Here is a 25,007-nt window from a genome sequence, read left to right on the forward strand (position 1 = left end):
CCACCTTCTTCTTTTTTCAATACGTATACTTCGGCTTTGAATTTTGTGTGTGGATTGATGCTTCCTGTCTTAGCTAGTACTTGTCCTCTTTCGATTTCATCTCGTTGGATTCCTCGTAGCAATAGTCCAATGTTGTCTCCTGCTTGTGCAAAGTCTAACAGTTTTCTAAACATTTCTACTCCGGTTACTACTAGCTTGCGTGGTTCTTCTGACAAGCCTACTAATTGTACTTCTTCTTGTACTTTTACAGTTCCTCTTTCTACTCGGCCTGTTGCTACGGTTCCTCGTCCGGTGATGGAGAATACGTCTTCTACTGGCATTAGGAAGGGTTTGTCTACATCTCTTTCTGGCTCTGGGATGTATTCGTCTACTTCCTTAAACATTTCTACAATGTGCTCTGCCCACTCGCCGTCTGGATCTTCTAATGCTTTCAGGGCGCTTCCTTTGAAGATCGGTGTGTCGTCTCCTGGGAAGTCGTATTCGTTTAATAGGTCGCGAATTTCCAATTCTACCAGTTCCAGTAGTTCTTCGTCATCTACCATGTCGCATTTGTTCATGAAGACTACAATGTACGGTACTCCTACTTGTCGGGATAATAGGATGTGTTCTCTGGTTTGTGGCATTGGTCCGTCGGCGGCTGATACTACTAGGATCGCTCCGTCCATTTGTGCTGCTCCGGTGATCATGTTCTTTACGTAATCCGCATGCCCCGGGCAGTCTACGTGTGCATAATGTCTTCCTTCTGTCTCATACTCTACGTGCGCTGTTGAAATGGTGATTCCTCTTTCTCTTTCTTCTGGTGCTTTGTCAATCATGTCAAAGGCTACGGCGGCTCCTGTTCCAAATCTCTTGTTCAGTACGCAGGTGATCGCTGCTGTTAACGTAGTTTTACCATGGTCTACGTGCCCTATTGTTCCTATGTTTACGTGTGTTTTACTTCTTTCAAATTTTTCCTTTGCCATTTTCTTTCCCCCTTAATATATTATCTTTCATTTTAATAACCATCCTGCTCTCTCTTTGTTTCCAGATATTTTTCCAGTTTTCGTTTCACTCGTTGCAGTGCGTTATCTATAGATTTTTCCGATCTCCCAAGGTCCTTCGCAATCTCTTGGTAAGATCTTCCATTTATGTATAGCATCAATACTTTCATTTCGAGTTTACTAAGAACTTCCCCTATAATATCTTCGATCGTCACTAGTTCTTCCTGAGATATCATCAATTCTTCTGGATTGGTTATTCTTTGGCCCGAAACCATCTCCATCAGTGTTCTATCAGAATCGTGTTCACATACAGGTTTATTCAGAGAAATATACGAATTGAGCGGAATATGTTTTTGACGCGTTGCCGTCTTGATCGCCGTAATCATCTGCCGGGTAATGCATAGTTCCGCAAACACCTTGAAGGAGGAAGGTTTTTCGTCACAATAGTCTCGCACAGCCTTAAAAAGCCCAATCATACCTTCCTGGACAATATCCTCCCGGTCAGCTCCAACTAAGAAATAAGACCTTGCTTTTGCTTTAACAAAGTTTTTATATCGATTCATAAGTATTTCCAAGGCTTCTAAATCGCCATTTTGAGCAGAACGAAGTACCATTTCGTCCGATAAATTATCTGCGTCAACAATGTTTATAAAGCGAGAAAAATCTTTAGTCGCACCCATGGACACCGCTCCCGACTTTCAAGTAGACGAACTTACCGATATTATATCTTACTCTTTCTGCCTTCGTCAACTAGAGCCTTCTTTTCTTCTAAACTTCTCTAACTTTTTTAGGGTTTTAATGTCCAATCTGGACGCAATATCTTCTTTTTGACTGGTTGCTATTCGAGCTTTTTCTTTGATGCTGTTTCCCGCATTGTTTAAGTCCAACTGCAATTCTCGAACGCTTATTCTCGTAGCGCCTCCACCAAGTACCATTAACTGCTCTGTCCAGTCATTCGTTACCACCATAACGTTATTTCGCTCTACTAACTCTTGAATTTTTTTTTCAATAAAGTGGTCAGCTGTCATTTTTTCTTTTGTAAAGACAACTTCTACTCCCTTGCTCCACTCGATTGTTTCTCTTGAACGAGGTGTTTTGTATGCATCAAAAACAATGATCACTTCCAGACCTCTATAGGATCTATACTCCGCCATCATATCTACTAACCGATCTCTTGCTCCCTGAAAATCTGTTTTCTGTATTTCGTGCAACTCAGCCATCGAGTTAATCACATTATATCCATCCAGAATTAATACATCCTTCACCTGGAAAGCTCCTTTTTCTTTCTATTCTGATTAAAAACTTCATATAGCAACACTCCAGCTGCAACCGACGCGTTAAGAGAACCTGTCTTACCTGCCATCGGGATTCGCAACAGATAATCGCAATGTTCTTTTACAAGTCTTGAAATTCCTTTCCCTTCACTACCTATAACCAATCCTATGGAGCCTCTTAGATCTTGATCTGATAGATCCTGGCTGCTTTCACCTACTCCCGCAGCAATCCAAAAGTTTTTCTTTTTCAAGGTTTTGATCGTTTCTGTTAAATTAACCACCTGTAAAACCGGCACATGTTCAAGCGCTCCGCTGGCTATTTTCGCAACCGTCGGCGTTACTCCTACAGCTCTGTTTTTAGGTATAATCACTGCGGATGCACCAAACACTTCAGCACTACGAATAATCGACCCAAGGTTATGCGGATCTTCAATGCCGTCCAGCAAAATAATCAATGGGTTTTCCTTTGCCTGAAGCGCTTTTTCAATCACCTCTTCAAAGTCTTGGTATCGATAGGGTTCTACTATCGCAATAACACCTTGGTGATTTCGACTTTGTGCCATTTTATCCAACTTTTCTTTTTCAACGTTTTTTACAGAAACCTTTTGATCCCTGGCAAGAGATCTGATTTCATCTAACCCTTGCCCTTTTTGTTTTGTAGCAATATAAATCTCTTTTACTTGGCGATTTCCTCGAAGTGCTTCCAAGACCGGGTTTTTACCTTCCAGTTGGTCTACCATACGCTCACGATCCTTTGCTTTTATAAGTTTTTAAAGAATACCGATACAGCCTTTGCCTGCCCACAACTCATTGCGCCTTCGCCACAAGTTCCATAAACACAGTCTGGCCCAGCCTTTTCAAAAATAGAAGGTGCTACTTTTTTCACTTGTCTCAGCATTTCAATGGCTAGGTTTTTTATTTCCCACTGCGCTCGATTACAGCAACGAATTTTGAAGAAATGGAGCAAACTTCTTGCATTCATCGTTATGACTATTTTTGTTTCACAGGCATTCGGAAGCACATACCGAGCATCTTCGATGGCTTTCTTTTCCGCTAAAGAACTAGCTTTTTTTTCAGCAAACCCTTTTGCCATCAAATCTTTTTTGTACTGGATTAATAGCCTTTCTGCTAACTGGTCATATGCTTTCTGTTGAGCATCCATCGTTTTTTCAAATAATGCCTTTGCTTCGGCATCTTGTTCAATAGCCGAGGGGATAATATAAGCAAACCCTTCCTCTCTCACGTAACGTTGGCTCTGCTGTGAATAACTGGCAATACGATGCCTTACTAGCTGATGCGTTAAGCTTCGCGAAACACCTTCCACCGAAAAAGTAAAGCTTATATGCTCTATTGGTGACTCATGCCCCATTTGTGTTAGCAATGTTACAAAATGCCTAACAGAATCTTCTTCAAGATTTTTCATTAGCTCTGTCGCACCTGAAGGTGAGTAGCAGAGCTTCGCTGCCGCCGCAACAATCCTTTCCGGGTCTGGGGTATGCGAAATCAGTTCAACGATTGGTTGCGCTTTCATTAACAGAAAAACCTCCTTCTATGCGAATATCTCTTGTGGGGAAAACCCAAAGAAGATAAGCCCTTACTTTGGCACTATACTCCCCTTTTATTTCTATTTCCTTAATATTTTCATTTTCTGGCTCAAGCACGACTATGTTTGTCAGGCCTTCATCGCTTTCTCTCTGGACATCTACGGTTCGATAGTTTAGTACTTTCATTCTATCCAATGTTGTTTGCTGCTGAAAAGGCGCCATCAGTCGTGCATACTCAGCATACTGGTTGTGGGCATGCGAACTCGAATGAAAGGGATCTATCCAAATAGATTTTGCGGATAAACCAACCAACAGAATCACCAAAGCAAGCAGCATTTTCTTTTCATTAGGTTTCATTTTGGCGCTCCCTTTCATCGGACTGATCCAGAATTGACATGCTCTTTTCCATAATTTCCACCATCCGCTCTATTCTGTTTTGATAATATAAAAAACCAATTAATGCTTCAAATCCCGTTGCATGCCTATATTCTACCATGTCCGCATTTTTAGGCGTTGATGATTTTTGATTTCTACCACGTTTCATAATCCACAGCTCTTCCTCAGATAAAAAATCTTTTATCCTTCGAGCAACTTTCGCTTGCGATCCTGCTTTTACATATTTTATGGCTTCACGATGTAATTTATTTACCGATGCAGCATGCCTTCTTACCAAATATTCTCTTACAAACAGCTCAAAAACGGCATCACCCATATAAGCAAGTGCTAACGGTGAAATCATGTTAATATCAGTCGAGTTATTGTTGCATTTATCCTCTTCACTTTTTCCTCTTAATTGAAATGTTTTCATTCTGTTTTGTTTTCACTCCTGTTTCTACTAACTCCTTTGGATTATATGATAATCCTTTTGGTTTTTCAATCCTTTCCAGCTTTTTCTAGCGTTTTTTCCATTTGACACCTTCCGGAGTATCTTCTAAAACAATCCCTTTGTTCTTAAGATCGTCTCTTATTTCGTCGGCCTTAGCATAATTTTTTTCTTTTCTTGCTTTTTCCCTCATCCTGATCATTTCCAAGATTTCGCTTTCTAGCATCACTTCTTCTGCCCGGTTTTTTTGCAGCAAGCCTAGTACATGGCACTGTTCCTGAAGAAGGCTCACTGCTTCTTCAAATACTGACCTTCCAGGTTTTTCCTTTATTAAGCTATTAATTGTTTTTACTAATTCAAAAATGACGGATATCCCATCTGCTGTATTAAAATCATCATCCATCACCTCTATATACCGCTGTCGATATTCATTGATCAGCTTAACCGTAGAATCATCAATAGAAAGATTGGTTTCCGGCAATTTATCGCTATAATACTTCCATGTATCTCTTGCATTATATAGTCTTTCCAAACCCTGCTTTGCCGCTTCCATAGACTCTTCATTAAAATTAAGGGGGCTTCTGTAATGAGCAGATAGAATGAAAAATCTCGCAACTTCCAAATCATATTTTTCACTTATTTCCCTCGGTGTAAAGAAGTTGTTTAACGACTTAGACATCTTACGATTATCCACATTTAAGTAACCTACATGTAACCAGTAATTAGCAAAGGGTTTCCCTGTAAGCGCTTCACTTTGAGCTACTTCGTTTTCATGATGCGGGAAAGTCAAGTCGCCGCCACCGCCATGTATATCAATCGTATCCCCAAGGTATTTTTTTGCCATGGCAGAACATTCAATATGCCACCCTGGCCGACCTTTTCCCCAGGGACTTTCCCAGTAAGGCTCTCCTGGCTTTGCTTTTTTCCATAAAGCAAAGTCTAGTGGATTCTTTTTGTTTTCATTTACTTCTATTCGCGCTCCTGCTTTTAATTCTTCTAAACTTTGTTTAGAAAGCCTGCCGTAATTGGGGTATGCGGATACGTCAAAATACACATCCCCATCCATTTCATAGGCAACCTTCTTGAGAATCAAGGCTTCGACAAAGGCTATTATCTCTGGTATGTTTTCCGTTACTCGCGGATGTATATCCGCCTTTTGAATCCCTAAGCTTTCCGCATCTTCAAAATAAGCCTTGATATACTTAAGACTTATTTCTTCCGGTGTCATGCTTTCTTTCGATGCCTGTTGAATGATCTTATCATCTACATCCGTAAAATTCTGTACTAAGATCACTTCATATCCTCTGTACTTAAAATAATTCCGCATGGCATCAAAGGTGATAAAGGTCCTTGCATTACCAATGTGAAAATAGTTATATACCGTTGGCCCACAAGCATACATTTTGATTTTTCCTTCTTCAATCGGATAAAAAGTTTCTTTGCTTCGCGTAAGTGTATTAAATAGCTTCATTCTTCATTCCTCCTATATCATCATTCGAAAAACCTGCATATAAAAAACCGTCTCTAAAAGTTATTCAGAGACGGTTTTAAAACCGCGGTTCCACTCTGCTTGCAAAGCTTTATGCTTCACCTGCTTCATCGGCTATAACGGGCTCTTCCCGGCTAATCTCTAACGTTCAGCTGCAGTTCAGCGAAATAACGCAGTGCTTTTCAGCAACCAGCACCTCTCTTCAGCGTTTTACTCCACCTCTAATCCGAACAGATTAATTTGTTATATACTTTTTTATACAGGAATCTTCCCCAGCCTCTTGAGGGTTTTTTCTTTTCCCAACACCTGTAAGACAAGCATCAGATCTGGTCCATGCACACTCCCAGTAACCGCAACACGCAATGGCTTGAAAAATTTAGGCCCTTTAAGCCCTACGTCCTTCTGGACAGGTTTTAGAACTTTCTTGATAGACTCTCCAGTCCATTCTTCGATATCCGATAGCGCTGCGATTAGTGGTTCTTTCAGCATTTTCAATTCTCCTGAAGCATACCATTCACTGGCTTCTCCTTCTTCCACCTGCAGTTCATCCTGGAAAAACACAGCCGCTTTTGATGGTATTTCCGATAAATGATCAATGTTTTCTCTCAGGACAGCCGTAAGATTGTTAATCCAGTCCCTTTTCTGTTCTATCTCCGATTCGCTGATAAGGTTAGCTTCTATCAAATGAGGAATAGCAATGCTCGTCACTCTCTCCAGATCAGCTTCACGAATATATTGACTGCTTAACCAGTTTAATTTCTTCACATCAAAGATTCCGCCACTTTTCGAAACTCTTTCCAAGGAAAAGCATTCCTCAAGCTCTTCTAAAGAGAATCGTTCTTTGTTTTCCGACGGACTCCAGCCTAACAAAGCAATATAGTTAACAAGTGCTTCCGGCAAATATCCTTTGCGACGAAAATCCTCTGCCGCCACGTCACCATGCCGTTTACTAAGTTTCTTCCGATCATCATTCAGTATATTAGGCAGGTGTACATGAATGGGAGCTTCCCATCCCATTACCTGATATAAATAAATATGTTTCGGTGTAGAAGATAACCATTCTTCGCCTCGGATAACGTGAGTTATTTCCATCAAGTGATCATCTACAACTACAGCAAAATGGTAGGTTGGATAACCATCAGATTTCATTAGTACCTGATCATCCATATCATCTGTATTCATCGAAACATTTCCGCGAATCAGATCATGAAAACCTATTTCTGTGCTTTTAGGCAACTTAAGTCTAACTACATACGGGTCACCATTACTTATCCTCTCAGCCACGTCTGTTTCTGCCAGTTCTCGACAATAGCCATCATATCGAGGAGTTCCTTTTTTCTTCTTTTCTTCTTCTCTTACAGCATCCAGTCTTTCCTTTGAACAAAAACAAGGATAGGCATGACCAGATTCCAGTAATGTTTTCAGATGTTTTTGATATATCGAAAGTCTTTGTGACTGAATATAAGGGCCTTTACTTCCTCTTTCTGCCACTTGTCCCTTTTCTAAAACCACACCTTCGTCATGAAAAATACCAGCCCATTCCAAGGATGTTAACATATTCTCTAAAGCACCTTCAACATACCGTTCCTGATCCGTATCTTCGATCCGCAACAAATAGGTTCCTTGATTAGCCTTTGCAAATAAGTAGTTATACAAGGCTGTTCTAAGCCCACCTATATGAACAAAACCTGTAGGACTTGGGGCAAACCTTACTCTGACACTCAACGACTTCACTCCTCTTTCTCCAATAACGCATTTTAATCCTGTTTATCTATCGCCTCATCTATTAATAGGCTTTTGCGTAGTATACCATTTTATCGGCTTTTTCGCCACAGAAAGGACATGTTTCTCCTAGTTTTTCTTGCTCAAAAGGAATACAACGAATGGTTGCACCGGTTTCTTCTTTTACTTTCAATTCACAGGACTCTTCACCACACCACATAGTTTTAACAAAACCAGGTTTTTCCTTCATGATGTTTTTGAACATCTCAGCATCCGTCGCCACATGAGTGTTCTGCTCACGCATAGCTTTGGCTTTTTCAAACAGATTCTTTTGAATATCTTTCATCAAGCTACTGACCGTATCTTTTAACTGGTCTAACGGACAAACCTGTTTTTCTAAAGTGTCTCGTCGAAAAACAACGGCTTGCTGATTTTCTAAGTCTCTTGGACCTATTTCAATTCGAACCGGAACGCCTTTCATTTCCCATTCATTAAACTTCCAGCCCGGTGAGTATTGGTCCCTGTCATCTATCTCTGTCCGGAAATCATATCGTAATTCTTCATAGATTTTTTCAGCAGCTTCACTCACTCCCTCTTTATGAGAAGCAACGGGAACAATAACAGCCTGAGTAGGAGCAATTCCAGGAGGCAAGGCTAATCCACGGTTGTCACCATGCACCATGATAATACCTCCAATTAACCTTGTGGATACTCCCCAAGACGTATGATAAGGGTTTTTCAGTGTCCCATCTCGATCTAAGAAGGATATATCAAAGGCTTTTGTAAAATGCTGCCCCAGATTGTGAGAAGTTCCAGCCTGAAGTGCTTTTCCATCATGCATTAATGCTTCCATGGTATAGGTTGCATAGGCGCCTGCAAATTTCTCTCTTTCTGTCTTTTGACCGGTAATGACAGGGATTGCCAACAACTCTTCGGCTGTTTCTTTGTATATCCCTAGCATCTGTAACGTTTCTTCCTGAGCTTCATCATAGGTTTCATGAAGCGTATGACCCTCTTGCCACAAAAATTCACTAGTTCTTAAGAAAGGCCTGGTGCTTTTTTCCCATCGAACCACGCTGCACCACTGATTGTATAAAAATGGCAAATCGCGGTATGAGTCTAACCACTTTGAGTACATAGAACAAATAATGGTCTCAGAAGTTGGTCGAACACAAAGTCTCTCTGCTAATTCCTCATTCCCACCATGGGTTACCCACGCTACTTCCGGGGCAAAACCTTCCACATGCTCCGCTTCCTTTTGCAGTAAACTCTCAGGAATTAAGAGTGGAAAATAACAGTTTTTATGGCCAGTATCTTTAAATCGTTTATCCATAAATTGCTGAATATTTTCCCAAATGGCATAGCCATAAGGTTTTATAACCATAAACCCTTTAACCGGCGAATAATCTACCATATCCGTTTTCTTGATTACATCTGTATACCATTGAGCAAAATCAACTTCCATAGGGGTTATTTCTTCAACGAATTGTTTTTCTTTTTTTCCCATATTTTTCCGTCTCCTCCCAACATTAATTTATGTAAATCTCCCTGCAACCCTTTTGTTAAATTAATCACCATTCCGTCTTTCATTATACGCTATGCTTATCAGGTAATACAATCCTAATTAATAGATAATTTCAGAACTCTTAACAAAGCACTAATCTTCTCTCTTTGTCATTAATAAAACCACCACTTGAGCCGCTATGCCTTCTTCTCGACCAACGAACCCCAGTTTTTCTGTCGTAGTCGCCTTTACATTTACAGCAGTGTTTGAAATATTCAAGGCTTGTGCAATGGAATCTTTCATTTCAGCTATATAGGGAGCCAGTTTAGGTTGCTGAGCCATGATGACAATGTCCATATTCGACACTTCCAAAGCGTCCCGAGATATAAAGGAATGTACGTTTTTCAACAGTTTCATACTGTCAGCATTTTTATAGACCGGATCGTCATCCGGAAAGTGGGTTCCTATATCCCCCAAACCTGCTGCGCCGAGCAACGCATCCATAATAGCGTGTATGACAACATCTGCATCCGAGTGTCCATCCAACCCTTGGTGATAAGGTATCGTAAGCCCTCCTAAAACTAGTTTTCGATCTGCCGCAAAAGCGTGCACATCAAAACCGATGCCTATTTTCATCTTCTCCGCTCCTTTGCTCCAAGATATATGCCGCAAATTTCAAGTCTTCTGATGTAGTCATTTTACTATTGACGTGTTTTCCACAAACCGTATGAACAGAGTATCCTGCATATTCCAATACACTGGCATCATCTGTAGCCTCTTTATCTTTCGGAAAGCGTTGATAGGCATTCTTTAGCCATTCAGCACAAAATATTTGAGGCGTCTGAGCAAGCATAAGCTCCGACCGAGGTAATGTGCCAACAACCTCACCTTTCCCCTTTATCTTTTTCACTGTATCTGTCATTCGACTTGCCAGTATTGCTCCACCTGTCTCCAACGCTTTATCAAATACCCGCTCAATATCCTCTTGATGGATCAGAGGCCTCGCACCGTCATGGATAGCAATATAATCTACTTTCCCTTCCACTGCTTCTAAACCTTTTCTAACCGAGTCAATCCGTTCACTTCCACCCGCAACAATTTTTGTCGCTTTGTGAAATTGATATCTTTCAACAATGTTAATTCGACAATACTCCGCATCTTTCTCCGGTACTACTAGTATCATTTGGTGCACCCTGGGTGATTCATTAAAAGGCTGTATCGAATGAGCCAAAACTGGTTTTTTATGCACCATTAAAAACTGTTTCGGCACTGGGCTATTCATCCGCTTTCCACCACCGCCTGCAACAATAATAACCGCAATTTTATTTTGATTATTCAAGGACTCTAACACCTCATTGTTTAATCTTCTTGTTGTTTGGGTTTTGCAAAAATCATCCTTCCAGCTGCCGTTTGAAGCACACTGGTAACCAACACCTCTATTTCACGTCCAATAAACTTTCGTCCCCCTTCAACAACAATCATGGTTCCATCATCCAGATAAGCTAATCCCTGACCGGCTTCTTTGCCATCTTTTATCACGTCAATATGCATTTCTTCTCCTGGCAAAACTACCGGTTTCACTGCATTTGCCAATTCATTAATATTCAATACTTTCACACCCTGCAATCCAGCAACTTTATTTAAGTTATAATCATTCGTAACTACGGTTCCGTTAATTAACTGCGCCAGTTTCAGAAGTTTAACATCCACTTCTTGAATATCCGGAAAATCCTGATCCACAATCTTAACTTCAATATCCAGTTCCTTTTGAATAATGTTCAGAATATCCAGCCCTCTTCTTCCCCTGTTTCGTTTTAAAGAGGCAGAGGAGTCAGCAATGTGGCGTAACTCTTCTAAGATAAATTCCGGAATAATCAACGGTCCTTCAACAAAACCCGTTCGACAGATATCCGCAATTCTGCCATCAATAATAACACTGGTGTCCAGTATTTTAGGAACCCCTTTAACCACTGGAGTTTCGGGTGTAGGTGCTGCATCCGCATCTCCCTTTAATAGATTCTTTTTTAGAAAGTTCCCAAAACTTATATATTCTCCTGCTTTTACCGCAAGGTTTACTCCTAAGTAGCCCATAAAAATATAGACAACAATCGAAATAATCGTACTGATAAAAGGAACTGGTATGTCTGAAATAATTTGACTGATGAGGTATGCAATAATCAGTCCGGCTATTAGTCCTCCCGAACCTATCACCAAACGATCTACAGGAATGCCTGAAAGTTCTCCCACAATAAAGTTCGCTAAGTTTCTACCCATGTTAATAAGCCATGGTGAAGCCACAAAAAACAATGCGCCACTTAAAAGTGTGGCTGTTATAAGTCCAAAAGAAAACAGCAACCATCCTTCGACATTCAGTAATTGACCGGTTCTGGTAACAAAAATAAAAACGGCCATTCCTGTGAAAGCACCTAAAAATGCAATAATCCATTTTAGTACACGACTCATATTTTCACCCCCCTTTTCCTGCAAGTTGTTTTATGCACAAAAAAACTCCTCGAAAGATATCAACTAGTATATCAGATTAGCAAGAGCATGAGGAGCTTTTTAAGCCGAATTTTTATAATTGATTCTGTAGAAGCATCTATTGGAAAGAATTGTCTTTATTTTATTACTTGTTCAATCATATCCATCGCTTGAGTTTCATCCATATTTCCTGCCAGGATAATTTCACTGATAAGAATTTGCCGTGCGTTATTCAAAATCTTCCGTTCTCCTGTAGATAAGGATTTTTCTCGATCTCGCAAAACCAGATTTCTTACAACTTCCGCTACTTCATAAATATCTCCACTTTTAATGCGATCCATATTTGCTCGGTAACGATGATTCCAGTTCTGAGGCATTTTCGTTACATCCGCAGAAAGAATAGCAAACACATGCCCTACTTCTTCAACACTTATGATCGGTCTGACGCCAATTTGTTCTACTTTTTCCATCGGAATCATAACTTGCATATCGTTAAGTGGCATTCTCATCACATAATAACGCTTCAGTTCTCCCAGGATTTTCCTTTCTTCGATTGCTTCGATAACGCCTGCACCATGTACTGGATAAGCGATCTTATCCCCGATATTATACATATTTAGCCCTCCAGATCCTGCATTAAACGGCAGTTTGATATTTAAAGTATACATTAGTGCCAGACAACTGTCAACAAAGCATAAACAAATGACAATATCACAGCCCTGTGATATTGTCAATATTTTCATTGCGATATCTTTAATGCCCTTCTTTTTTTGTCAAGCCTTTGGCCCAAACACTTTCTTCACCACGTCAATTAAAGCTTTGCTTTCAATAATTTCAAGCCCTTCCACTCGGATAGTATCCGTTATGCTGTTTTGAGCAATGTAAACTTTTTTAAATCCCATGCGGTTCAACTCTCTGATCCGAGACTCCATAGAAGGAATTCTTTTTAATTCTCCAGTCAAGCCTACATCAGCAATAAAAGCGACATCATTAGCAATTCCCTGGTCCAGTATGGAAGATACCGTGCTCATAATAATCGCCAGATTAACAGCCGCTTCTCTTAACTTAAAACCTCCCGTTGTTTTAATGACCACATTTTTATCATGTAACGGCATCGAAGCTCTCTGCTCAAGAATGGATAGTAAGGTGTTCAATTGTTCTTTCCGAAGACATTCTCCAATACGCGAGGGATAGGGCATAAATGTTTGGGAAACCAAACTTTCTATTTCAACAATCACCGGCCGGGTGCCTTCCTTGACAACCGTCAACGCGCTTCCTGAAACTTTTTCCTCCGTCGAACGCATGGTCATAAAGTACTCTGAAGGATTATCAATGGATACCATTCCGCCCTCTGTCATTGCAAAAAAACCCATTTCTCCAGTGCTGCCAAAACGATTTTTGGAGCAATATACTCCTCTTAGTTCTTCGCCTTTATCGCTATCAATAATAAGGACCGTATCTACTAAATGCTCTAGCGCCCGCATTCCTGCTAACTCATCTTCTTTTGTCATTTGACCAATGAGAATAACAGCTCGCTTACTGTCACTGTTTTTTGCCATTTTTTGGAGGACAGATGCACATTCCATTGTTTGCGTAGGCGAACCTGGTCGGGATTCTATGGATTCAAAAGCAAAGGTTTGAATGCTATCTATAATAACAAGCTGTGCATCAATTTTTTCAATCTGTTCAACAACATTTTCCATGCTATTGTCCGATAAAATCCAAAGATTCTCATCAATTTCTGGTAGAATTCTATTGGCACGGTTTTTTATCTGACTTTCGCTTTCTTCCCCTGATGCATACATTACTCGATATCCCTGATGAGCAGCATCATTTGCTATTTCTAAACTAAGTGTTGATTTACCGCCACCTGGGGGTGAGGTCATGATCAGAACTGAATCTTTCACCATCCCCCCTCCCATTACTCGATTAAACTCCGATATGCCCGTTACGATGCGATCTGAACGACTATCTTTAACCTCTTTTAATTTTTGTGCTTCTTTTGTTGTTTGAACTACCTGAAGCTTATTACCACTTCTGTTTTTCTTTACTTCTTTCTCTTCCATAGTATTCCACTGGAAGCAGGATGGGCATTGCCCATTCCATTTTGGTGTCTGATGATTGCATTCCGAACATTCAAAAATTATTTTTTTCTTCATTCTATCTCCTTAACCTGTTATTTTATGAGTAATTTTTTGTTTTGGATTTAAAGGTGAGTTTTTCATTGTCAAAATCTATGAACACTTGATGTCCTTCTTGTATTTCACCTTTTAATATTTCTTCTGTGATCTGGTCCTCTAACATTTTTTGAATGGTGCGCTTCAACGGCCTTGCTCCATAGTCTGGATCAAACCCTTGATGCCCAATATGCTTTTTCGCCTCCGCCGTTAATTCGATATGAATATTCATTTCTGTCAATCTCTTTGAAAGCTCTGTTATCATAAGCTCCACAATAGCTGAAATGTCCTTTTCATCCAAGCTATGAAAAACAATCAAATCATCTATTCTATTTAAGAATTCTGGCCGAAAAGTCTTTTTTAGGTCTTGCAGTATATTTTCTTTCATAAATTCATGCGCACTTTTTTCTTCTTGTTCTAAATTCGCCGCAAATCCAAGGGTTTTTTGCTTTCGAATATTATGGGCACCAACATTCGATGTCATAATAATAATGGTATTCTTAAAGCTAACTAACCTACCTCTTCCATCCGTTAATCTTCCATCATCCAGAATTTGCAGCAGTGCATTAAACACATCCGGATGAGCCTTTTCAATTTCATCAAAAAGAACTACCGAGTATGGCTTGCGACGTATTTTTTCAGTAAGTTGACCTCCTTCATCATATCCAACATAACCTGGTGGTGATCCGATTAGCTTTGAAACGGTATGTTTTTCCATGTATTCAGACATATCCACACGCACCATTGCATTTTCATCACCAAAGATAGCTTCCGCCAGTGCTCTGGACAGTTCTGTTTTCCCTACTCCTGTCGGTCCAAGAAAAATAAAAGAACCAATTGGTTTTTTGGGGTCTTTTAGACCAACACGCGCCCTTCTGATGGCTTTTGCGACAGATTCAATCGCTTCTTGTTGTCCAATGACACGTTCGTGCAAGACATTTTCTATATTGAGTAACCTTTCCGATTCATCTTCCTGAAGCTTTTGAACCGGTATACCTGTCCATTCCGATACAATATCAGCAACATTTTCTTCTGTTACAATGGGCTTTCGGCCTTCTTTTATTTGATACCATTCATTTTTCTCCAGATCCAGCTCTTCACGGACTTCTTTTTCTTGATCTCTTAGAATAGCCGCTCTTTCATAGTCTTGGATACTGATTGCCTCTTCCTTTTCCTTCAGCAGATTCTGCAATTTTTCTTCCAAATGTTTCAGGTCCAAAGGTTCCGTGATGGTTAGTAATCGAATCTTGGAAGCAGCTTCATCAATTAAGTCGATGGCTTTATCCGGAAGATATCGATCAGAAATATATCGGTGCGAGAGATTGACAGCACCTCTTAATGCCTCATCTGTAATCTTAACCCGATGATGAGCCTCATATCTGTCTCTAAGTCCTTCCAATATTGTAACTGAATCTACCAAGGATGGTTCTTCCACCAAAATGGGCATAAATCGTCTTTCTAATGCGGTATCTTTTTCGATATGTTTTTTGTATTCATCGATCGTAGTAGCTCCTATCGCTTGAATTTCGCCTCTCGCTAAAGATGGCTTCAATATATTAGAAGCGTCAATAGCACCTTCGGCCGCCCCTGCCCCAATAATCGTATGGATTTCATCAATAAAAAGAATGATCTGATTATTATGCCTTAATTCTTCCATGACTTTTTTTAACCGATCTTCAAATTCTCCTCTGTATTTTGCTCCCGCTACCATAGAAGCCAAATCAAGGGTAACAATCTGTTTATCCTTTAGGTTTTGGGGAACATTACTGCTAACAATCCGTTGTGCAAGGCCTTCTGCAATAGCTGTCTTTCCTACGCCGCTTTCACCAATCACACAAGGATTGTTTTTAGTTCTTCGACTTAAGATCTGTATGACTCGTTGTATTTCTCCATCTCTTCCTATGACCGGATCCATTTTTTCTTCTTTTGCCATTTGATTTAAGTTGCGGCTATATTGTTCTAAGATAGTTTTTTCTTTTTTTTCTGCTTGTATCCCTTTTTTATTACCACTTACAGGATGATGGTTATTAAGAAGTTTCAATACTTCTCCCCGGACTTTTTCGTTGCTAAGTCCCATTTCCGAAAGAATTTTAGCGCCAATTCCTTCTCCCTCTCTTACTAATCCCAGCAACAGATGCTCTGTCCCAATATAACTATGTCCAAGACTTCTGGCTTCTGCAAAACTCAGCTCAAAGATACGCTTAGTTCTGGGGGTAAACCCTAATAATTGGGCTTTTTGCTGACCTGGACCAACAATCCGCATGACACGTTCTTTTAAGGCCGCTGGTTTCACTCCCATTTTCTTCATTGCTTCAGCCGCTATTCCTTCCCCTTCTTGCATAAGTCCTAGTAACAAGTGTTCCGTACCTACGTAGTTATGACCAAATTGTTGAGCAAATTCTTGAGACAATAGAATCACTTTTTGTGCCCTTTCTGTAAACCTTTCATTCATAGCCATCATATTTCCTCCCTATGAAATTTCTCTATTTTAAAGTTTCTCTAATGAAAGCAGCTCTTTTCTGCTCTCTTTCTTTTTCTGTTAGTATAGTACCCGATTGTTTTTGTAAGTATGCCGGCTGAATCTGAGCCATTAGCTTATGCAAGTCGGATAATGAATAGGCTGAAATAACACCTAGCGAAGTTCCTAAGATGACATCTGATATTAAATGCATGGCTTCTTTTCTTTTTATCAGTTGGGCATACTTCAAAATACCAAGCGAACGAAATACACGATCTTCTAATTCTAATTTCTGATCACACAAAACACTCTTTCTGACGGCTCTTTCTCTATCAATCACTTTACCGGCAATGTCTTCTATATTTGTAACAATCTCTTGCTCTTTCACATTTAAGGTCACCTGATTTGATATTTGATAGAGATTTCCCAGGTATCCGCTTCCTTCTCCAAAAACGCCTCTTACGGTAAAGCCAAGCTGCCCTGCGGCTCGGATAAGATCTTCCAGGTACCCCATCATGGTTAGTGCCGGTAAATGCAACATGACAGAAACTCGCAATCCTGACCCTATATTAGTTGGACAAGCCGTTAAGTAACCTAGTCTTTCATCATAAGCATAGGGTAAATGTTTCCCAAGCCAGTCATCAATTCTATCAGCTTCTAAAAAAGCTTCCATCGGCTGTAGTCCTTTGCGCAAACATTGAATGCGTATGTGATCTTCTTCGTGAAGCATTAAACTGCAACCTTTTTGTTTGTTTATCAGCAATTCTCCTTTTTCTGTATTTTGAGCCAGCGCTGGGCTTATCATATGCTCTTCTACATAAAGCTGTCTTTCTATTTCATCGGTCTTTTTCATCCTTATGGTGTGAAATGTATTCTTGTAATCAGAATCGTTTTTTTCCAATGTTTTTTTTACTAGCTGCGATACTTCTTTTGCACCTTCAATGGTTATCCTTTGGGGAAAGTCATAGGGTGCTAAGTTTCTTGCAAACCTCACCCTGCTACTCATCACAATATCACCATGAGGACCTAATTCTGAGCTTAGAATGCTCATTCGGATTCCCCCTTTATTCCTGTCACCTTTTTCTCTAATAAAGCTATTTCATCCCTTAATTGGGCAGCTTCTTCATAGGCTTCGTCCTCAATTGCCTTTTTCAACTTATTTTGCAATGTATTGATATGTCTACGTAGACGGTGCATTCTTTCAAGTTTGACCGGTACTTTTCCTGTATGCTGACTTCCTCCATGAATTCTTTTAATTAAAGGTATTAGCATCCTTCGAAAAGCCTGATAACACTGAGAACACCCTAAGCGTCCTGATTCTTTGTATTCTCCATAGATTTGACCACATTGAAGGCATTTGCTTTGGTTACTTGCTTGTCCATCTTTCTTATTAGTATCCACTTGATCAAAGTAGTTTGACAGCAAGTTATGCACTGAAAAAGAAAAGGGGATTCCACCTTGATTTAATTCTGATGCACATATATCACATATATATTTTTCATTTTGTTGATGATTCACTGTTTCTTTTATATATACCGTCGCTTTTCTTTTTTTACAGTGTTGGCATTGCATGATCCTCCTCCTTTTACTTTTGATGAAGCAATACAGATATCATTCCTTTTAATAACTGGGCACGAAGCTGATCTCTGTTATTTAAGGGCGAGAGTAATGCCTGATCTTCCATCGCCGCTCTCATAATCATTGCTTCTCGTTCTGTAATATATTGTTGGTCTTTCAACGCATTAATGACACGATTTGCTTGAGTTTTGGTTATGACTTCACCGATTTCTTTCAATAATAAGTGATGTGCTGGCTGGCTATTTTCTGATTTAAGCATGGTTATTTTGATATGCCCACCGCCACCTCTTTGGCTTTCAATATAGTATCCATGTTGTACATTAAACCTGGTCATTAAAACATAATTTATTTGTGAAGGTGAACAGTCAAAATATTTAGCTACTTCGTTTCTCTGTATTTGAATCGTTCTGCCTTGATTTTGTTCTAATAATTCCTTAAAAAATTTTTCGATCACATCACTAACACTTGCCATCGATATCCCTCCACACCATCTTCATTGACTTTCTTTGACTTTAATTATATGATGGATTTTTTCTTTCGTCAAGTTGATCCTAAGATGCATCAGTTAACTTTTTCAATAAAAAAAACAGCCTTCTCACTTATCCAGAAGGCTGTTTTAAGAGTATCTCTCAAAAGTTGAAAATGTTTTTTCTAAGATTCTTTTTCTGCTTTCGCCGCTTTAGCCGCTTCAATCACCTTGTCGCTGATGGCTTGTGGCACTTCTTCATACCTGATGAATTCCATAGAAAACTCACCTCTTGCCTGTGTCATAGAGCGAAGATCAATGGCATACTTAAACATTTCTGACTGAGGTGCCTCGGCGGTTACTTTTTGATAGCCATCATCCTGAGGATCCATTCCAAGAATTCGACCACGACGTTTGTTCAAGTCGCCCATAATGTCACCCATGTTTTCTTCCGGTACTCTAACTTCTACTTTTGCAATCGGCTCTAATAAAACTGGGTTAGCTTCTTCCAATCCTTTCTTAAAAGCCATCGACGCCGCAATTTTAAATGCCATTTCCGATGAGTCTACATCATGATAGGAACCATCATAAAGGGTCGCCTTTATATTCACTACTGGATAACCTGCCAAAACACCCACTTCTTTCGCTTCCATTAACCCTTTTTCAACAGCCGGGATATAGGCTTTTGGAACAGCTCCTCCAAAAATAACTTCTTCAAACTCAAATGGTTCTGAACTTGGTTCGAACTTCATCTTCACATCTCCATATTGCCCACGACCACCAGATTGTTTTTTATGCTTACCTTGTACATCTGCTTTCCCTTTAATCGTTTCACGATAAGGCACAATCGGATCGCTCAGTTCCACTTCTACCCCATATTTCGCTTTTAATTTACTGGTAATCACTTTAATATGCAGTTCTCCCTGTCCTCTTATTAAAGTTTGCTTTGTTTCTGCATTTCGCGTAAAGTAGAATGAAGGATCTTCCTCCGAAAGCTTTACTAGTCCGGCACTTATCTTTTCTTCATCACCACGACTTTTAGGTTCTATCGCCAAGTACAGTTGCGGTTCCATAAAATCAATATCACTATACTTAACTGGATTTGCCGGATCGCAAAGAGTATCTCCTGTTTTAGTATGTTGTAACTTCGCAACGGCGGCTATATCTCCTGCTTTTACTTCTTTCGTCTCTTCTTGATGTTTTCCTCTTAGAAAGAACAAAGAACCTATTTTCTCTTTTTCATTTTTACTGCTGTTCAATACTTCCGCATCGGCTTTTAAGCTTCCTGAAATTACTTTAACGAGCGAAATTTTCCCTATAAATGGATCGGCAATTGTTTTGAATACCTGTGCTGAAAATGGTTCTTTCGGATCCAGAGACCGTTCTACTTCCGAATCATCTTTTGGATTAATACCGGTTTTAGGCGGCATATCTTGAGGTGACGGCGAAAAATCGCATATCATATCCATTAAGGTATGAATACCGACATTTTTAGTAAAGGAAGCGCATACCACCGGAATGATATCTCCTGTTAAAACTCCCTTTCTTAATCCCTTTTGGATCTCTTCTTCTGTAAAGGCTTCCCCTTCAAAATATTTTTCAAGTAAGGCTTCATCACTTTCCGCTACCGATTCCATTAGTAGTTCTCTTATTTCGGAGGCTTGATCTTCATATTCCTGTGGGATTGGAATTTCTTTACAACTATTACCATCATATTCCCGCGCCATCATTTTGACAACGTTTACATTCCCTACAAAACTCTCTTCCTTGCCTATTGGTATCTGAAAAGGAGCTATCCTCTTTCCAAATTTTTCTCTCAGATCAGCAATGATTTTTTCATAATCAACATTTTCCCGATCCATTTTATTAATCGCTATAAACGTTGGAATTCGCTTAGCTGCTGCAAAGTCCCATGCTTTTTCAGTTCCTACTTCAATGCCACTTGTAGCATCTATCAGTATAACCGCTCCTCCAGCCGCTTTCATAGCACCTTGAACTTCACCAATAAAATCAAAATATCCAGGTGTATCAATATAATTAATTTTATATCCATTCCATTCTACCGGAATAACAGAAGCGTTAATTGATGTTTTACGATTAATTTCTTCTTTATCAAAATCTGAATACGTGTTTCCGTCTTCCACCTTACCAATTCTTTTTGACACGCCAGTGGAGTACAACGCAGCTTCTGTTAGAGTTGTTTTTCCACTTCCACCATGTCCTAACAGTGCTATGTTTCTGATTTTTTCAGCTTCGTAAACTTTCATCGTTATTTCCTCCTGTCTGTTAAGATTATTTCCATCAATAACATATTCGATATGAATATTCAAACTCCTTCTTTTTGTTTGAATATTTTACTTAAATTTTAGTTAAAGAATGATACAACGAAAAAACCTCCCTTTCATCATCGATACAGATTCCTCTGTCTCTGATTATCTGTCAGGAGGTCCTTTCTATGGCTCACTTATCTAATGGGACATACGCCGTTTTCGCAACTCTCATCCCCAATATCTTGCATGAATTTGGGATTTTCGTATTTGCTTAATAGGGATGCAACAAAGGGTTTCATCTTAGCTGATTTTTCTTCGTATTCTTCTTTATCAATGCTCTCATATGGCATTAGTTGATAAAAACTTTCACTTAACGAAAGGAAACTTACTGCCACCACTTCGTCCCAATTGTTCCACATCCATTCTTCTACTGCTTCCCACTCATGATCTCTAACATGAACCGTAATAGACGCATTATGATCTACGTAATACTTCATAAACATTTTGTAATTTTCCAGCTGTTCAATAGCTCCTACGTCGTATTTTGTTTTTCCTTCCGGTGCTTTTACAGGAAACTCCACCACTTTCGTCGTGCATTTGTCCTCTGTTTGTCCAACTTCCGGATATACGTTATACCCCAGTTCTTCGCACACTTTCACCAGTGGATCCTGTGCACTTACTCGGATCCTTCTCAAATAGTAAGGCGAATGTGAGTAATGAATTCCCGAAGACACGGTTGGAAGTTGACTTAAGGTTCCTTCCGGTTTTACCGTAGTGACGAGCAGCGGTCTGTTTTCTCCAATTTCATCGGCATAAGCATCTACCGTTTTCCGAGCTACTTCTCTTAACGCTTTTAATAGACGAATTTGTTCTTCCCGGTCCATATTTAGTGCGTTTACCATATCCTGCCACCCTGTCAGCGAGCAGCCGACCAACTTGTCTCGCCTTTGCACAGCATCCCATCCAGGCAATTCCAATTCAACGCATGTCATTCGATAAGCCGCTCGGACAGAAAGCTTCTGGGCTTCTAGCAATTCATCCCAGTCCAAAGATCCTTCTTGATTAACAAATGCGTACACATTGATAGTCGTAAGGTTGCATACGCCCCGAGAGTCAAGTAGTATTTCTCCGCAAGGGTTTACACCATTGAGATTTTCTCTTCTTTTCGAAGCTGCTTTTGCATTGATAAATCCAGGCTCTCCAGAAAAACGCATCTTCCTCATCATCCAATGCAAGGTTTCTCTATCTGGCTTTTCTTCATAATATATAGAGTTATTGCTCATTTGTCTATGAATAAGGTCTTTATCTACAATCCATTGGCCATCAATATTTTTGTAAAGCGACTCTTTTGCTGTGATACTGTCATGATCTTGAGGATCTAGTAATACCATTTCAGCTGTACGCCTTACACCACCAACTACCACATTTTCGCCAATAATATTGATAATATCAAGCATGTCCACTGGCTGTAATTGTACTCGATTCTCACTTTCTGACCAACCACGTTTGCGCATAACATAATCTATTTTGGCAAACATATTTTTAAGACTGGTATGTCCGCTAGCTGTTCCACCAAAGGTTTTGAGTTTTTCACCTTCCGGTCTTACATGATCATAGTCCACCACAATGGTTTTAATGTTTTTATATTCACTGTTCGATAGCAGCTGAAAAAAATGATCTAAAGACTGAGTCCATCCTTCTTTGCTATCACCAACAGTTATTTTCACTGTATTATTGTGCATAAATTGAATGCTTGTATTATCTTCCCTTAAAGAAGGAGGAACAGGCATATAGTCTTTGTGAATCAACTCGTAATCACAACGAACTTTAGGAATAGAAGCTACATCGGAATAAAGGATACGAGCACCTACTCCGCTCCCAAGCATTAGCAGGTAAAATAATTCTTTTAATGCACTTAATGAGTTCACAATAATAAAGGCACAGTTGTAATTTGACATAGGATAATTTTTGGCAACATCGGTGTTACCAACCCAAAATGTACGACCTGATAAAAATTGCTTTAACCGAAAGATGTTATCGTACAATTTCTCCGCTTCTTCTTTGGTTGTCTGTACCAGGCTTGTATTGTAATCAACAGCTCTGCGTACGGTTTCCCACCAATACTCTCTTCTATTTTCTTCCTGCAGCCACCTAGAATAGGTACGATAATATACAAAAGAACCCAACTGCGCCATCGGGTTTGGCATATGTTTATACCGACTAACAAATTCATCCCGTATCATTTTATAATCTGACTCCATACGTAATGCGCGGGACTTATTACGTTCATTACGGTAAATGATATAATTTTTCGCAACATCTTTTCGACTGCTATCCATTAAATAATACTCTACCCAGTCTTGGATCGTTTCTACATGAACTGGCTCTTTCTCCAAGGTTAGCGATTCCTCCACATTTCTTGCAATCGATTCGCTTAATGCATCGTCAATACCACCTTTTGTTTCTGCCATTGCTTTTTGTATCGCATTGCTGATTTTAACTCTTTCAAATGTCATCAGCCTGCCATCACGTTTTTGGATTTTCACTTCTTTTCCTCCTTAAAGTAGACAATAAAAAACAACATATAGTATAATAACTTGTTTCACAATAAGTATTATACCATATATTGTTGGACCTAAACATTTTATTCTTTTTATCGTTAAAAGAATGGAGCATTTTCAGGATGACTTCGAAGCGCATCCCATGTATAGTTATTACTTGCATTCCACAAAAGCCATTCCCTTGCACCAGCATCATAGGTAGCTTCAATCTGTTCAATAATTTGCTGTTTTTCGTACCGCTGGTAATTACCAGCTCCTAGATAAACAGCTGTAAAGTCTTGTAACCAAGGACGCAACGTAGCTTTTGGCTGATCAGTTTCAAGTGTTTCTATCCGTTCCACAGCTTTAATCATCGTTTCATAAATGATCGTATACGGCTCCAAATCAGGTAACCTTACCCCGAAAGTTCCCATAGCATAATGAGACGGGTATACCATTGGGCACAATATATCCGTTGCTGTTGTAAGGGTTTCAAGGTGCTGACCCAACCTCATATCATCCTCCACAATAGGGACTAAGCCAAAAATATCCGCTGATACATAAACACCGTAAGGTCTCAACTCTTCTCTTGCGTATTCAAGAAAACCAGCTATTGCTTCTGCTTTTGTTTCGTTTTCAGCTATTTCACCATAGTCAATCTGATCTCTTGGCCCATCTGTCGGAAATCGAACATAGTCATACTGTATTTCCTTAAATCCTTTTGTTGCTGCTTCTTTTGCAATATCTACAAGATAGTCCCAGGTTCTTCGATCATAAGGATTTAACCATGCATCATTTTTATTGTCACGCCATATGTTTCCCTCATGCGTTTGAATAGCCCAGTCCGGATTGGAGGTAGCTGCAATCACATCCTTAAAAGCAACAATTCTTGCAATTGGATAGATATCGTTTTCTTCAAGGATATTCATAGCATTCCTGAAATCACGGACTTTCACCTGTCGATCCTGACCAAATTCGTTTACAAGATCTATAGTTGATTTGTATGTAAAAGTTCCATGATCATCCTTGACATCAATCACCCAGGCGTTAATCACAGATTGGTTCGTTTCTTCAACAAACTGTTCGAACCTCCATCCTAAACCTAAGGAGTTGCCTGTTACATAGATCCCTCTTGCTTCACGATATTCCTTAAAGGGCTCCCAGCTATAGGTGCTTTGGGTAAGGTAATCCTTCCCATGCAACATAACTTCTTCATAATTAATATTCTGCATTCTTTCGGTTGCTAAACCACTATCCTGAGAGGTGACCAAGTCTGAAGCTGTGTCGCAAGCAGTCATTAAAGGAGTCGTTATCATGAAAGCCAAGGATAAGAGCAATGCTCTGATCTTATTTCTGTTATGATGTATATCGTTCATTTTCAATCCTCCTGATCGTATCTTTGTAGTAAACAAATTGCTTTTATCATTTTAACATAATCAAAGCAGATTGAAGCACTAATTTTAGAATTTATCTATCAAAAAATATTTTTGCTTTCCTTCAATAAACTATCGTTCACAAGCAAACTATCCTTCACAAGCAAACTATCATTCGCAGGCAAATTTCATTTAAACCAAAAAATAGAAAAGAGACGCAACGACCTACTCTCCCGGGAAGTCTCCTTCCAGGTACCATCAGCGCTGAAGGGCTTAACGGCTGTGTTCGAGATGGAAACAGGTGTTTCCCCTTCGCTTTGGTCACGTC

At 39.6% G+C, this 25,007-nt stretch carries 22 protein-coding genes and 1 rRNA gene; all 23 read right to left on the reverse strand.

Features of this window, described 5'->3' with window-relative positions; translation table 11 throughout:
- On the reverse strand, positions 1-962 hold a 962-nt coding region (gene tuf / locus BLV55_RS13975), incomplete at its 3' end, for an elongation factor Tu (protein ID WP_093315534.1).
- A gap of 32 nt (positions 963-994) precedes the next feature.
- Positions 995-1,660, reverse strand: a complete 666-nt coding sequence (sigH, locus tag BLV55_RS13980; RefSeq protein ID WP_093315536.1) for an RNA polymerase sporulation sigma factor SigH — start codon at positions 1,658-1,660, stop codon at positions 995-997.
- 66 nt (positions 1,661-1,726) lie between these two features.
- Positions 1,727-2,245: an NYN domain-containing protein gene (locus BLV55_RS13985; protein WP_093315538.1), complete on the reverse strand. Its 519-nt coding sequence runs from the start codon at positions 2,243-2,245 to the stop codon at positions 1,727-1,729.
- Positions 2,242-2,994: a 23S rRNA (guanosine(2251)-2'-O)-methyltransferase RlmB gene (gene rlmB / locus BLV55_RS13990; RefSeq protein ID WP_093315540.1), complete on the reverse strand. Its 753-nt coding sequence runs from the start codon at positions 2,992-2,994 to the stop codon at positions 2,242-2,244. Before rlmB ends, BLV55_RS13985 begins: the two co-directional genes overlap by 4 nt.
- 20 nt (positions 2,995-3,014) lie before the next feature.
- Complete coding sequence (gene thyX / locus BLV55_RS13995; RefSeq protein WP_093315543.1) at positions 3,015-3,785, reverse strand: FAD-dependent thymidylate synthase; 771 nt, start codon at positions 3,783-3,785, stop codon at positions 3,015-3,017.
- Positions 3,763-4,155: a hypothetical protein gene (locus BLV55_RS14000; protein WP_093315545.1), complete on the reverse strand. Its 393-nt coding sequence runs from the start codon at positions 4,153-4,155 to the stop codon at positions 3,763-3,765. The genes thyX and BLV55_RS14000 overlap by 23 nt, the downstream gene beginning before the upstream one ends.
- Positions 4,145-4,606: a Mini-ribonuclease 3 gene (locus BLV55_RS14005; RefSeq protein ID WP_093315547.1), complete on the reverse strand. Its 462-nt coding sequence runs from the start codon at positions 4,604-4,606 to the stop codon at positions 4,145-4,147. Before BLV55_RS14005 ends, BLV55_RS14000 begins: the two co-directional genes overlap by 11 nt.
- An 85-nt stretch (positions 4,607-4,691) precedes the next feature.
- Positions 4,692-6,092, reverse strand: coding sequence for a cysteine--tRNA ligase (gene cysS / locus BLV55_RS14010; protein ID WP_093315549.1), 1,401 nt, complete (start codon positions 6,090-6,092; stop codon positions 4,692-4,694).
- 273 nt (positions 6,093-6,365) lie between these two features.
- A complete protein-coding gene (gene gltX / locus BLV55_RS14015; RefSeq protein ID WP_093315551.1) occupies positions 6,366-7,835 on the reverse strand; it encodes a glutamate--tRNA ligase in 1,470 nt (489 codons plus the stop codon).
- A 61-nt stretch (positions 7,836-7,896) separates the two neighbouring features.
- On the reverse strand, positions 7,897-9,339 hold the full coding sequence (gene proS, locus BLV55_RS14020) for a proline--tRNA ligase (protein WP_093315553.1): 1,443 nt from the start codon (positions 9,337-9,339) through the stop codon (positions 7,897-7,899).
- A 150-nt stretch (positions 9,340-9,489) separates the two neighbouring features.
- Positions 9,490-9,972, reverse strand: a complete 483-nt coding sequence (gene ispF / locus BLV55_RS14025; RefSeq protein WP_093315555.1) for a 2-C-methyl-D-erythritol 2,4-cyclodiphosphate synthase — start codon at positions 9,970-9,972, stop codon at positions 9,490-9,492.
- Positions 9,950-10,675, reverse strand: coding sequence for a 2-C-methyl-D-erythritol 4-phosphate cytidylyltransferase (ispD, locus tag BLV55_RS14030; protein WP_093315557.1), 726 nt, complete (start codon positions 10,673-10,675; stop codon positions 9,950-9,952). The genes ispF and ispD overlap by 23 nt, the downstream gene beginning before the upstream one ends.
- 20 nt (positions 10,676-10,695) lie before the next feature.
- Positions 10,696-11,799: a PIN/TRAM domain-containing protein gene (locus BLV55_RS14035; protein WP_093315560.1), complete on the reverse strand. Its 1,104-nt coding sequence runs from the start codon at positions 11,797-11,799 to the stop codon at positions 10,696-10,698.
- Between the two features lie 155 nt (positions 11,800-11,954).
- Positions 11,955-12,431: a CarD family transcriptional regulator gene (locus BLV55_RS14040; protein WP_093315562.1), complete on the reverse strand. Its 477-nt coding sequence runs from the start codon at positions 12,429-12,431 to the stop codon at positions 11,955-11,957.
- Between the two features lie 159 nt (positions 12,432-12,590).
- Complete coding sequence (gene radA, locus BLV55_RS14045) at positions 12,591-13,976, reverse strand: DNA repair protein RadA (protein ID WP_093315564.1); 1,386 nt, start codon at positions 13,974-13,976, stop codon at positions 12,591-12,593.
- Between the two features lie 22 nt (positions 13,977-13,998).
- Positions 13,999-16,452: an ATP-dependent Clp protease ATP-binding subunit gene (locus tag BLV55_RS14050; protein ID WP_093315566.1), complete on the reverse strand. Its 2,454-nt coding sequence runs from the start codon at positions 16,450-16,452 to the stop codon at positions 13,999-14,001.
- Between the two features lie 25 nt (positions 16,453-16,477).
- The gene (locus BLV55_RS14055; RefSeq protein WP_093315568.1) at positions 16,478-17,503 is read right to left on the reverse strand and encodes a protein arginine kinase; all 1,026 of its coding nucleotides are present in this window, start codon (positions 17,501-17,503) and stop codon (positions 16,478-16,480) included.
- Positions 17,500-18,024 carry a UvrB/UvrC motif-containing protein gene (locus BLV55_RS14060; RefSeq protein WP_093315570.1) on the reverse strand — a complete coding sequence of 175 codons (525 nt, stop codon included), beginning with the start codon at positions 18,022-18,024 and terminating at the stop codon, positions 17,500-17,502. Before BLV55_RS14060 ends, BLV55_RS14055 begins: the two co-directional genes overlap by 4 nt.
- Before the next feature lie 13 nt (positions 18,025-18,037).
- Positions 18,038-18,502: a CtsR family transcriptional regulator gene (locus BLV55_RS14065; RefSeq protein WP_093315572.1), complete on the reverse strand. Its 465-nt coding sequence runs from the start codon at positions 18,500-18,502 to the stop codon at positions 18,038-18,040.
- 179 nt (positions 18,503-18,681) lie between these two features.
- Complete coding sequence (gene fusA / locus BLV55_RS14070; RefSeq protein WP_093315574.1) at positions 18,682-20,763, reverse strand: elongation factor G; 2,082 nt, start codon at positions 20,761-20,763, stop codon at positions 18,682-18,684.
- Between the two features lie 197 nt (positions 20,764-20,960).
- Complete coding sequence (nrdJ, locus tag BLV55_RS14075; RefSeq protein ID WP_093315575.1) at positions 20,961-23,312, reverse strand: ribonucleoside-triphosphate reductase, adenosylcobalamin-dependent; 2,352 nt, start codon at positions 23,310-23,312, stop codon at positions 20,961-20,963.
- A 113-nt stretch (positions 23,313-23,425) separates the two neighbouring features.
- Positions 23,426-24,682 (reverse strand): putative glycoside hydrolase, encoded by a 1,257-nt coding sequence (locus BLV55_RS14080; RefSeq protein WP_242870139.1) that lies wholly within the window; start codon positions 24,680-24,682, stop codon positions 23,426-23,428.
- A 209-nt stretch (positions 24,683-24,891) separates the two neighbouring features.
- A 5S ribosomal RNA gene (rrf, locus tag BLV55_RS14085) occupies positions 24,892-25,007 on the reverse strand.

This window comes from Tindallia californiensis (assembly GCF_900107405.1).
In the GTDB taxonomy this organism is placed as follows: domain Bacteria; phylum Bacillota; class Clostridia; order Peptostreptococcales; family Tindalliaceae; genus Tindallia; species Tindallia californiensis.

What these genes read in the sequence shown, in the direction of transcription:
- BLV55_RS14050 (WP_093315566.1), bottom strand. Translation starts at nt 16,452, where the DNA reads ATGGCTATGAATGAAAGGTTTACAGAAAGGGCACAAAAAGTGATTCTA.
- sigH (WP_093315536.1), bottom strand. Translation starts at nt 1,660, where the DNA reads ATGGGTGCGACTAAAGATTTTTCTCGCTTTATAAACATTGTTGACGCA.
- BLV55_RS14065 (WP_093315572.1), bottom strand. Translation starts at nt 18,502, where the DNA reads ATGGCAAGTGTTAGTGATGTGATCGAAAAATTTTTTAAGGAATTATTA.
- BLV55_RS14040 (WP_093315562.1), bottom strand. Translation starts at nt 12,431, where the DNA reads ATGTATAATATCGGGGATAAGATCGCTTATCCAGTACATGGTGCAGGC.
- BLV55_RS14055 (WP_093315568.1), bottom strand. Translation starts at nt 17,503, where the DNA reads ATGAGCATTCTAAGCTCAGAATTAGGTCCTCATGGTGATATTGTGATG.
- BLV55_RS14035 (WP_093315560.1), bottom strand. Translation starts at nt 11,799, where the DNA reads ATGAGTCGTGTACTAAAATGGATTATTGCATTTTTAGGTGCTTTCACA.
- radA (WP_093315564.1), bottom strand. Translation starts at nt 13,976, where the DNA reads ATGAAGAAAAAAATAATTTTTGAATGTTCGGAATGCAATCATCAGACA.
- ispF (WP_093315555.1), bottom strand. Translation starts at nt 9,972, where the DNA reads ATGAAAATAGGCATCGGTTTTGATGTGCACGCTTTTGCGGCAGATCGA.
- cysS (WP_093315549.1), bottom strand. Translation starts at nt 6,092, where the DNA reads ATGAAGCTATTTAATACACTTACGCGAAGCAAAGAAACTTTTTATCCG.
- proS (WP_093315553.1), bottom strand. Translation starts at nt 9,339, where the DNA reads ATGGGAAAAAAAGAAAAACAATTCGTTGAAGAAATAACCCCTATGGAA.
- BLV55_RS14080 (WP_242870139.1), bottom strand. Translation starts at nt 24,682, where the DNA reads ATGAACGATATACATCATAACAGAAATAAGATCAGAGCATTGCTCTTA.
- BLV55_RS14060 (WP_093315570.1), bottom strand. Translation starts at nt 18,024, where the DNA reads ATGCAATGCCAACACTGTAAAAAAAGAAAAGCGACGGTATATATAAAA.
- BLV55_RS14005 (WP_093315547.1), bottom strand. Translation starts at nt 4,606, where the DNA reads ATGAAAACATTTCAATTAAGAGGAAAAAGTGAAGAGGATAAATGCAAC.
- rlmB (WP_093315540.1), bottom strand. Translation starts at nt 2,994, where the DNA reads ATGGTAGACCAACTGGAAGGTAAAAACCCGGTCTTGGAAGCACTTCGA.
- BLV55_RS14000 (WP_093315545.1), bottom strand. Translation starts at nt 4,155, where the DNA reads ATGAAACCTAATGAAAAGAAAATGCTGCTTGCTTTGGTGATTCTGTTG.
- fusA (WP_093315574.1), bottom strand. Translation starts at nt 20,763, where the DNA reads ATGAAAGTTTACGAAGCTGAAAAAATCAGAAACATAGCACTGTTAGGA.
- thyX (WP_093315543.1), bottom strand. Translation starts at nt 3,785, where the DNA reads ATGAAAGCGCAACCAATCGTTGAACTGATTTCGCATACCCCAGACCCG.